This window comes from Gemmobacter sp. 24YEA27 (assembly GCF_030052995.1).
GTDB lineage: Bacteria > Pseudomonadota > Alphaproteobacteria > Rhodobacterales > Rhodobacteraceae > Pseudogemmobacter.
In genome coordinates, this window is record NZ_JASJPW010000001.1 from 3,089,159 (window position 1) to 3,097,877 (window position 8,719).

The 8,719-nt window shown below is 65.5% G+C and carries 8 protein-coding genes; 7 read left to right on the top strand and 1 reads right to left on the bottom strand.

The window, feature by feature from the left end; genetic code table 11:
• The first annotated feature begins 99 nt into the window (after nt 1-99).
• From QNO18_RS15370 to QNO18_RS15400, 7 genes are all read left to right on the top strand, one after another.
• Complete coding sequence (locus QNO18_RS15370) at nt 100-1,536, top strand: ATP-binding protein (RefSeq protein WP_283178375.1); 1,437 nt, start codon at nt 100-102, stop codon at nt 1,534-1,536.
• Between the two features lie 123 nt (nt 1,537-1,659).
• A complete protein-coding gene (locus QNO18_RS15375; RefSeq protein WP_283178376.1) occupies nt 1,660-2,760 on the top strand; it encodes an ABC transporter substrate-binding protein in 1,101 nt (366 codons plus the stop codon).
• A gap of 6 nt (nt 2,761-2,766) precedes the next feature.
• Entirely contained in the window at nt 2,767-3,807 is a 1,041-nt protein-coding gene (locus QNO18_RS15380; protein ID WP_283178377.1) for an iron ABC transporter permease, read from the top strand.
• The gene (locus QNO18_RS15385; protein WP_283178378.1) at nt 3,804-4,628 is read left to right on the top strand and encodes an ABC transporter ATP-binding protein; all 825 of its coding nucleotides are present in this window, start codon (nt 3,804-3,806) and stop codon (nt 4,626-4,628) included. Before QNO18_RS15380 ends, QNO18_RS15385 begins: the two co-directional genes overlap by 4 nt.
• Nucleotides 4,625-5,116: a TRAP transporter small permease subunit gene (locus tag QNO18_RS15390; RefSeq protein ID WP_283178379.1), complete on the top strand. Its 492-nt coding sequence runs from the start codon at nt 4,625-4,627 to the stop codon at nt 5,114-5,116. The genes QNO18_RS15385 and QNO18_RS15390 overlap by 4 nt, the downstream gene beginning before the upstream one ends.
• Nucleotides 5,117-5,195: 79 nt before the next feature.
• Nucleotides 5,196-6,464 carry a TRAP transporter large permease gene (locus QNO18_RS15395; protein WP_283178380.1) on the top strand — a complete coding sequence of 423 codons (1,269 nt, stop codon included), beginning with the start codon at nt 5,196-5,198 and terminating at the stop codon, nt 6,462-6,464.
• A 1-nt stretch (nt 6,465) separates the two neighbouring features.
• Nucleotides 6,466-7,437 (top strand): TRAP transporter substrate-binding protein, encoded by a 972-nt coding sequence (locus QNO18_RS15400; RefSeq protein WP_283178381.1) that lies wholly within the window; start codon nt 6,466-6,468, stop codon nt 7,435-7,437.
• A gap of 54 nt (nt 7,438-7,491) precedes the next feature.
• Here QNO18_RS15400 and selD read toward each other — a convergent pair whose 3' ends face one another.
• Complete coding sequence (gene selD, locus QNO18_RS15405; RefSeq protein WP_283178382.1) at nt 7,492-8,553, bottom strand: selenide, water dikinase SelD; 1,062 nt, start codon at nt 8,551-8,553, stop codon at nt 7,492-7,494.
• Nucleotides 8,554-8,719 lie beyond the last annotated feature (166 nt).

The following is an 8,719-nucleotide window of genomic DNA, read 5'->3' on the forward strand; positions in this document are numbered from 1 at the left end:
CGTCCGGCCCGGTGGCCGCCGCCCCACAGCCCCCTTCCCGCGCCAGACCCGCCAGGGACCATTTCTGAGCCGATCCAGCATGATATCGAGGAGACCAATATGGCATTCCCCCCGCTGCACCGCTTTCGCGGCATTCTTGGCGCCTCTGCCCTGGCCTTTGCCGTGATGGCGGGCCCGCTGAGCGCCGAAACCATCTTTTCGGCCACAACCGACGGCTTCCCTGGCGTGGTGCGTGCCGGTGCGGTGGATCAGGGCGCGGCCGTGGTTGCGGGATCGGCCGTGTCGATCACCGGCGAGCGGATGATCCCGGGTCAGGAAATCACGCTGATGCGCGGCAATACTGTCCTGAATGAAGGCGGGCCGATCCGCGTTGGCGACGACGGAAAATTCCGCTTTGACCTCAAGCTGGACGCCAAAGCCGTGACCGGCTTGCAACCGATCCTGGTGATTGCCGAGAAGCCATCAGCCGCGACGGTGGTGGATCTGAAGATCTCGCCGGACCTTGCGACTGAAGGCGCGGATAAATTCGACATCACCAGCGCGCCGGTGACGCGTGGTCTTTATCAGCTGGCTTACAGCCCCTCGCGGCATGTGTTCTATGTCACCTCGGCGGTGGGCCGTCCGCCGGTGAAAGACTCGGCACTGTCCAAAGTCGATCCCGACACGCTGAAAGTGATCGAACAGATCACGCCCGGTGCAGAACCTGCGCCAGAAGGCAGCGCGGCCCCGGCAGTGGATGAGGATGGCCGCCCCGCGCTTTACGCGGTTTACGGTCTGGGCCTTGATGAAGCGGCGGGCCGGCTCTGGACCACCAATACCCGGCAGAACACCATCGCCGTCTACAGCGCTGATGACCTCTCGCTGGTGAAACAGTTCGAGCCGGATTTCATCGCACATCCGTTCTCGGTGCAGATCGATGAGGCGGCGGGCCGTATCTATATCTCTTCGGCGCGCTCGCCGGTGATCGAGGTGATCGATTCGAAAAAGCTCGAAAAGCTCGCGCCTTACACGATTCCCTCGCAGCTTCGCGGCGAGAGCTTTGGCACCCAGGTCATCCATTTCGACGCAGAGACCGGCAAGCTGTTCGCCGCCTCGAACGCGACGCCGGAGCTTGCGGTGATCGACACCAGAACCGGCGAGATCCGGGTGACGCCGCTGCCGGGTTCGATCGGCGCGGCTTCGGTGGCTTATGATGCGGCGGATGATCTGGTGTTCGTGGCCTCGCAAACAACCGATAACCTGCTGATCGTGAACGGCGCCGATGGCTCGGTGCTGCATGATGTCGAAACCGGGGCCGGGGCGCTTTACGTGACCTATGAGCCGAAATCGAAGCTGGCTTTCGTCGGAAACCGGGGCGCGGGCACCATCACCGTGGTCGATACCGAAGGCCAGGTCGTGGCAAATTTCGACGCCGGCAGCCTGCCCAATGAACTGGTCGCCGATGCCGAGGGCACCGTCTGGGCGGTGAACAAATCGCGCGGCGAAGATGATGACAGCGGCGACCGCATCTGGCGGATCAGACCGAAAGCCGATTAAGCGGTCCGCTGCCGCGACCGCTCTGCGACGGGGGCGGATCACCGCCCCTGTCCTCGTAAGAAAGCCGCCCGTCACAGGCATCGCGCCCCGATGCCAGAGATGTCCGGTGCCAGAGGTAACCCGATGATCCGCTTCCGCCCGCTTTCCCTGACCGCTGCGCTGCTGACAGCGCTGGCACAGCCAGCACTGGCCGAGATCCGCGCCACCGATATCCTCGGGCGCGAGGTGGTGCTTGAGGCCCCCGCGACCCGGATCGTATTGGGCGAAGGGCGGCATTTGGCGGTGCTGGGCCTCCTCCATGACGATCCGGTGGCGAAAGTGATCGGCTGGCGCACCGATAAGGGGCTCGATGAGCCGACACTGGCCGCATATCGTGCGAAATTCCCCGCGATTGACGCGATCCGCCCGGTCGGCACCGGCAATCGCGAAATCTCGGTCGAGACGATCATCTCGCTTGATCCCGATCTGGTGGTGCTTTCGCTGATGGACGAAGGCAATCCGGCGATGGAGCGCGCCCGTGACCAGATCGAGGCTGCCGGTATCGCCGTCGCCTATGTCGATTTCTTCGCGCATCCGCAGGAAAACTCGATCCCGTCGCTGCGGCTTTTGGGCGAGCTGACCGATGGCACCGCCCGGGCGGAAGAGTTCGCCGAATTCTACGAGACCCGGCTGAAGCGGATCCGCGACCGGCTCGCGGATCCTGCGATCAGACGGCCACGCGTCTTCTTCCATGTCCATGCCGCGCCCACGAATTGCTGTTCGACCGTTGGATCAGGGGTGTTTCGCGATTTCATCGAGACGGCGGGTGGCGCGAATATCGGGTCTGACGTGGTGCAGGGGGTGCTGGGGAATGTCAGCCTCGAATTCCTGATCGGCGCCGATCCTGAGTTTTATGTCGCGACCGGCGGCGATCACATGCGGGCGCGCGGCGGCCTGGTGCTGGGGTCGGATATCACCGCGCCAGAGGCGCGCGAAAGTTTCGACGCGCTGATTGGCGCCACCGGGTTCAACGCGCTGACCGCCGTGGCCGAAGGCCGCGCTTACGGGGTCTGGCATCTCTTCAACGACACGCCGAGCCATATCGCGCTGATCGAATATCTCGCAAAAGCCTTCCACCCGGACCTTTTCGAAGATGTCGCCCCCGCAGCGACGCTGAACGAAATCGAGACCCGTTTCTCGCCGGTTCAGGTGCCCGGGACCTGGTGGATTTCGGAAGAGACCTGATCCAGCATGTCCGGCTCCGAACTTCTTGACCGCTATCACCGGCAAAACCGCCGCCGTGCCGCCCTGGTGGGGGCAATGGCGGTGTTCGCGCTGATCGCGGTGCTGGTCGATCTGACCACCGGCCCTTCGGGCCTGCCTTTGTCCGAGACGATCCGGGCGCTGAGCGGGGGTGATGTGCCGCGCGGCACCTCGGTGATTGTCTGGCAGGTGCGCCTGCCCGTGGCCGTCATGGCGCTGCTTGTCGGAGCCGCCCTGGCGCTCGCGGGGGCAGAGATGCAGACGGTGCTGGAAAATCCGTTGGCCGAGCCTTTCACGCTGGGGGTTTCCGCGGCCGCAGCGCTTGGCGCCGGGGTGGCGATTGTGCTGGGGCTGACGATCCCTTTCCTGCCGCCCGCCTGGGGGATCACCGCGAATGCCTTCCTGTTCTCGCTGGGGGCGCTTGGGCTTTTGCAGCTGATGGGGCGGCTGCGGGGTGGCGGGCCGGAAGTGCTGATCCTGTTCGGGATCGCGCTGAACTTCACCGCCGCCGCCTTTCTGTCGCTGTTGCAATTCGTCGCCTCGGCTGAGGATCTGCAACAACTGGTGATCTGGACCATGGGCAGCCTCCAGGCCGTCAACTGGGGCTCGGTCACGATCCTTGCGCTGGTCATCGCCGTGACTGTGCCCTTCGCGCTGATGGCGTCCTGGAAGCTGACCGCGCTTCGACTGGGCGAGGAACAGGCGCGCGGCTTTGGCGTCGATGTCACCGCTTTGCGCCGCTGGGCGCTTTTGCGCGTCAGCCTGCTCGCCGCCACCGCCGTGTCTATGGTGGGCGTGATCGGGTTCATCGGCCTTGCCGGCCCGCATATCGCGCGGATGCTGGTGGGCGAGGATCACCGTTTCCTGCTGCCCGCCAGCATTTTCACCGGCGCACTTCTGATGTCCGCCGCCTCGACGCTCTCGAAACTGCTGATCACCGGCACTTTGCTGCCCGTGGGGCTTGTGACCTCACTGATCGGCCTGCCGGTCTTCTTCTGGCTGATCCTGCGCGGGAGGTCTGCGCGATGAGCCTGGTGCTGCACGATGTTTCCACGGGCTATGGCCGCCGCCGTGTGATTGCGGGGCTGAGCCTGCCTGATCTGCGGTCGGGCGAGGTCACGACCCTTGCCGGACCGAACGCTGCCGGAAAATCGACGCTGCTGAAGGCGATTGCCGGCCTTGCACCTTTCACAGGCCAGATCGCGCTGGACGGTCAGGACCTCGCGCAGCTGAGCGCCCCTGCCCGGGCAAAAATCGTGGGCTTCATGCCGCAAAGCCTGCCCTCGGGCGCCTCGCTCAATGTGCTGGAAACCGTGATCACCGCGCTTCGCGCCAGTGGCGAACGCGCCGTGACCGAGCCGCCCGAGACCCGCGCTATGGCGGTGCTGTTGCGCCTCGGGATCGACCATCTCGCGCTGGCGGGGCTGGATCAGCTGTCGGGCGGGCAGCGCCAGATGGTGAGCCTTGCGCAAGCCATCGTGCGCGCGCCGCGCCTTTTGCTGCTGGACGAGCCGACCTCGGCTTTGGACCTCGCGCGTCAGGTACGGCTTTTATCCGAGGTGCGCCGCATCGCAGCCGAAGGCCGGATCGTGCTGACCGTGTTGCACGATCTCGCGCTGGCGGCGCGCTGGTCGGACCGGATCGCGATCCTGCACAAAGGCGGCCTTTACGCCTTTGGCCCGCCCGCCGAAGTCGTGACCCCCGCCATGCTGGCGGAGGTTTACGGCGTCATAGCCAGGGTCGAGCGCTGCAGCCAGGGTCATCTGATGGTGCAGATCGACGGCGAGATGCCAGCGAGAGATCCGGCGAATAATCCCGGTGAAACTGCGGGGGATGCGCGCAGAAGATGACCGAAATCTGCCTCAGCCTCCCCCCGCGCCGGACGGGTGGTCTCGCACGTCTCAGCAGGATGGTGCTGCGGCTGGAAAAGGGGATCGGCGCCCTGCTGGTCGCACTGATCTTTCTGGCGATGGTCGCGGGCGCCGCCTCGGGCTGGCTGCGCCGTCCGCTGGCCTGGACCGATGAATTTGCCGTGCATCTGATGGTCTGCCTCGCCTTTCTCGGCGCCTCGATGGCGATTGCGCTAGGCCAGCATATGACGGTCGGGCTTTTGCCCGAGGCGCTGAGCCCGAAGAACCGCGCCCGTCTCGCGCTGGTCAATGATCTGGCGCTGCTGGTTTTTCTGATCGTGATGGCGGTGATCATCTGGCGCTGGCTGGATCTGCCGGGCCTGATCCGCGCCGGATCGGGCGCCGCGCTGGCGCAGGAGACCTTCAGCTTCATCTATACCGACCCGACCCAGACGCTGGGGTGCGGAAAATCTGGTTCTGGCTGGTGATGCCGGTCACCACGCTGACCTCGATCCTGCATGTCCTGGCGCAGATTGCCGCTGACCTGACCACGCTGAGAGAGCTGCCATGATCGCGGGTCTGTCTTTCACCGTCCTGTTGCTGATGGGCGCGCCGATTGCCTTTCTGCTGGTCGCGACCACGCTGATCCTGATTGTGGCTTCCGGGAATGAGGTTCTTCTGACCGGCTTTCCGCAACAGCTCTTCGCCGGGATCGAGAGCTATTCGCTGCTGACGCTGCCGCTCTTCATCCTGCTGGGCGAGCTGATGGGCGCGGGTGGCATCGGGCGCCGTCTTTTCGCGCTGGCGGCTGCGCTGATCTGGCCGCTGCGCGCAGGTCTCGCCTATATCAATCTGCTGGCGAACCTGATGATGGCCTCGGTGCTCGGATCGACCGTGGCGCAGCTCACGATCATGTCGCGCCTTGCCGTCCCCGAGATGGAGCGCGGCGGCTATCCGAAAGATGTATCAGCCTCTGTCACAGCCGCCGGAGGCCTGCTGGCGCCGGTGCTGCCGCCTTCGATGAACCTGATCGTCTTTGCCGCCGTGGCGCAGCTGCCGGTCGACCAGCTGTTTCGCGCGAGCCTTTTGCCCGGCCTCGCGCTGGCCGCGAGTTTCGCCGCCGTGATCGCCTGGCTCGGCTGGCGGTTCAACCTGCCGAAAACCGGCCGGATGGCGCTGAATGCCCGCCTCATCGCCCTGCGCGACGCGCTGCCCGCGCTGATCATCCCCGGCGTGGTGGTAGGCTCGATCCTCGGCGGCTTTGCCACGCCGACGCAATCGGCGGCACTGGCCTCGCTGGCCACGGTGCTGATCGGGCTGCTTGTTTACCGCGAGATGCGGATCCCGGACCTTGCCCCGGCGCTGGTGCGCACTGCCGTCACCTCGGGCGCGGTGCTGTTTCTGGTGGCCGGCGCGCAGATCATCGGCTGGGTGCTGACCTATGGCAATCTGCCCGCCGAGGCCGCGCGTCTGATCCAGGACCTCGCCCATTCGCCGCTGATGTTCCTGATCCTGCTGAATATCCTGCTGCTTTTGCTGGGCACCGTGCTGGAGCCGATCCCCGGCATCATCCTCACCGCGCCGGTGCTGCTGCCGGTCGCAACCGATGTCTATGGCATCTCGCCCACCGCATTCGGTGTGATCCTGTGCCTCAACATGGCGCTTGGCCTGCTGACCCCGCCGGTGGGCGCCGGGCTTTACACGGCGTCCCTGATGACCGGGGTGTCCTCCACGCGCCTCTCCTGGCTTCTCACCCCTTTCTTCATCGCGACCCTTGCGGTTCTCGCCGGGCTGACCGTGATCACCGCGCTGCAATCCACCATGACCGGAGGCTGATATGGCATTCCTGCGCCCGACACCCCTCGCCCTCGCGCTTTTCGCCCTCGCAAGCCCCGCCGGGGCCGAAGACCTGCGCATCGGCCTGATCACGCCGCCGCCGCATCAATGGACCCGCTCGGCCAATCACCTCGCCGGGGAACTTAACACCGCAACCGATGGCCGTCTGAACCTCGCGATCTTCCCCTCGGGCCAGCTCGGCAATGAGGCGCAGATGCTGCAACAGCTGCAATCGGGCGCGCTGGATCTTGCCTTCCTGACGGTCGGAGAGCTGAGCAATCGCGACGGGAATTTCGGCATCCTGACCGCGCCTTACCTCGTCGACACGGCCACACAGGCCGCGACATTGCTCGAAGGCCCGACCGCCACCGGGCTGCAGGACAATCTCGCAGCCCTCGGTCTGCACGGGCTGGGCTATGGCATGGCGGGAATGCGGATCGTCCTGCTCGCCAGACCGCTGGAAGACGGCGGCACGGTCGCAGGCCGCAAGATCCGCACCGTGCCGCTGGCGCAGGAGCTCGACTTCTGGACCCGTGCCGGTGCCGCCCCCACGCCCCTGCCGCTGCCGGACCTGTTCGACGCCTATACGAATGGCCAGATCGACGGCATGCAGCTGGATTTCGAGGGCACGTTCAACAACCGCTTCCATGACTATTCCGCCGTGGTGCTGGATACCGAACATATGATCTTCCCGATGGTTGCTGTCGCCTCGGCGCGGAAATGGAAAAGCTACAGCGAAGAAGACCGCGCCGTGATCACCCGGCTCGTTGCCGCCGAGACCGCACAGATCCGCGCCGTCTATCCGCAGATCGACGCCGATTACCGCGCGAAGCTCATTGAGGCCGGCGCCAATGTCGTAAAACCCGGGCCAGAGATCTTCGGCGATGCGGTGACGGGCTGGTACGAGGCCTGGCGGGAAAAAACGCCGCTGCTGATCCAGCTGGAAACGGAAGCCAAAGCGATCAGAGAATAGGCTCAAGCCCCGCCATGGCGGGGCTTTCAATCTGGCAGGATAGTCAGGCGATGGTCAGGCGATGGTCAGCCCGGGGGCGCCATCGCCAACCTCGCCAATCACTGCCGCCGCCTCGAAACCCTCCTCCCGGAAGATCCGCAACACCTCGGCCACCGCCTCCGGCGCGCAGGCAACCAGCAACCCGCCCGAAGTCTGCGGATCGGTCAGCAGCACCTGATCCACCTTCGACATTTCCCGCGCGAAGGCGATCTCGGCGCCATAGCTCGCCCAGTTCCGCCCTGAGGCACCGGTGATGAACCCGGCTTCCGCCAAAGCCACCGCATCCGTCAGGACCGGCACCGAGGCCCAGTCGATGCGGATCCCCTTCCCCGCGCCGCGCGACATCTCAAGCCCATGGCCCCCAAGCCCGAAGCCGGTCACATCGGTCATCGCATGAACCCCCGCCAGCCGCGCGAGCCGCGGCCCCGGCGTGTTCAGCTTCGTCGTCGTCGCGATCATCTGCGCATAGCCCGCAGCGCTCAGCTTTTCCTTCTTCAGCGCCGCCGAATAGACGCCCACGCCCAGCGGCTTGCCGAAAACCAGCACATCGCCGGCCTGCGCAAGCGCATTCTTCTTCACATGCGCCGGATCGACCACGCCCAGAGCCACCAGCCCGTAAATCGCCTCGACCGAGTCAATCGTATGGCCGCCGGCAATCGGGATCCCCGCCGCCCGGCAGGCCTGTGATCCGCCTTCAAGGATCCGGCCGATGGTCTCAACCGAGAGCACATTGATCGGCATCCCCACCAGGGCCAGCGCGAAGATCGGCGTCGCCCCCATCGCATAGACATCCGAGATCGCATTCGTCGCCGCGATCCGCCCGAAATCCACCGGGTCGTCGACGATCGGCATGAAGAAATCGGTGGTCGCGACGATCGCCTGATGCTCGTTCAGCTGATAGACCGCCGCATCATCCGAGGTCTCGATGCCCACCAGCAAAGCCTCCGGCACCGGCAGTGCAGAGGTGCCGCGCAGGATCCCCGAAAGCACGCCGGGCGCGATCTTGCAGCCACACCCGCCGCCATGGGACAGTGAGGTCAGGCGCGGTTCGGGCTGCGGGGTCTGCATCTGGGTCATGGCTGTCACCTCTCAATCTGGGCGGACCTCCGGACAGGCCCCTCAATGGGCGCGGCATACGCGCCATCGCCGGTCCCGGGGCTGCAAAACACCCCCGTATCCCAGCCGCATCCTGACTTTGCCAGTCCCGCTCCGCCGGGGCAAGTATGCGGAAAGGACAAGCCGG

Coding starts and splice junctions, on each gene's coding strand:
- QNO18_RS15380 (WP_283178377.1), top strand. CDS start 2,767: ATGTCCGGCTCCGAACTTCTTGACCGCTATCACCGGCAAAACCGCCGC.
- QNO18_RS15385 (WP_283178378.1), top strand. CDS start 3,804: ATGAGCCTGGTGCTGCACGATGTTTCCACGGGCTATGGCCGCCGCCGT.
- QNO18_RS15390 (WP_283178379.1), top strand. CDS start 4,625: ATGACCGAAATCTGCCTCAGCCTCCCCCCGCGCCGGACGGGTGGTCTC.
- QNO18_RS15400 (WP_283178381.1), top strand. CDS start 6,466: ATGGCATTCCTGCGCCCGACACCCCTCGCCCTCGCGCTTTTCGCCCTC.
- selD (WP_283178382.1), bottom strand. CDS start 8,553: ATGACCCAGATGCAGACCCCGCAGCCCGAACCGCGCCTGACCTCACTG.
- QNO18_RS15375 (WP_283178376.1), top strand. CDS start 1,660: ATGATCCGCTTCCGCCCGCTTTCCCTGACCGCTGCGCTGCTGACAGCG.
- QNO18_RS15395 (WP_283178380.1), top strand. CDS start 5,196: ATGATCGCGGGTCTGTCTTTCACCGTCCTGTTGCTGATGGGCGCGCCG.
- QNO18_RS15370 (WP_283178375.1), top strand. CDS start 100: ATGGCATTCCCCCCGCTGCACCGCTTTCGCGGCATTCTTGGCGCCTCT.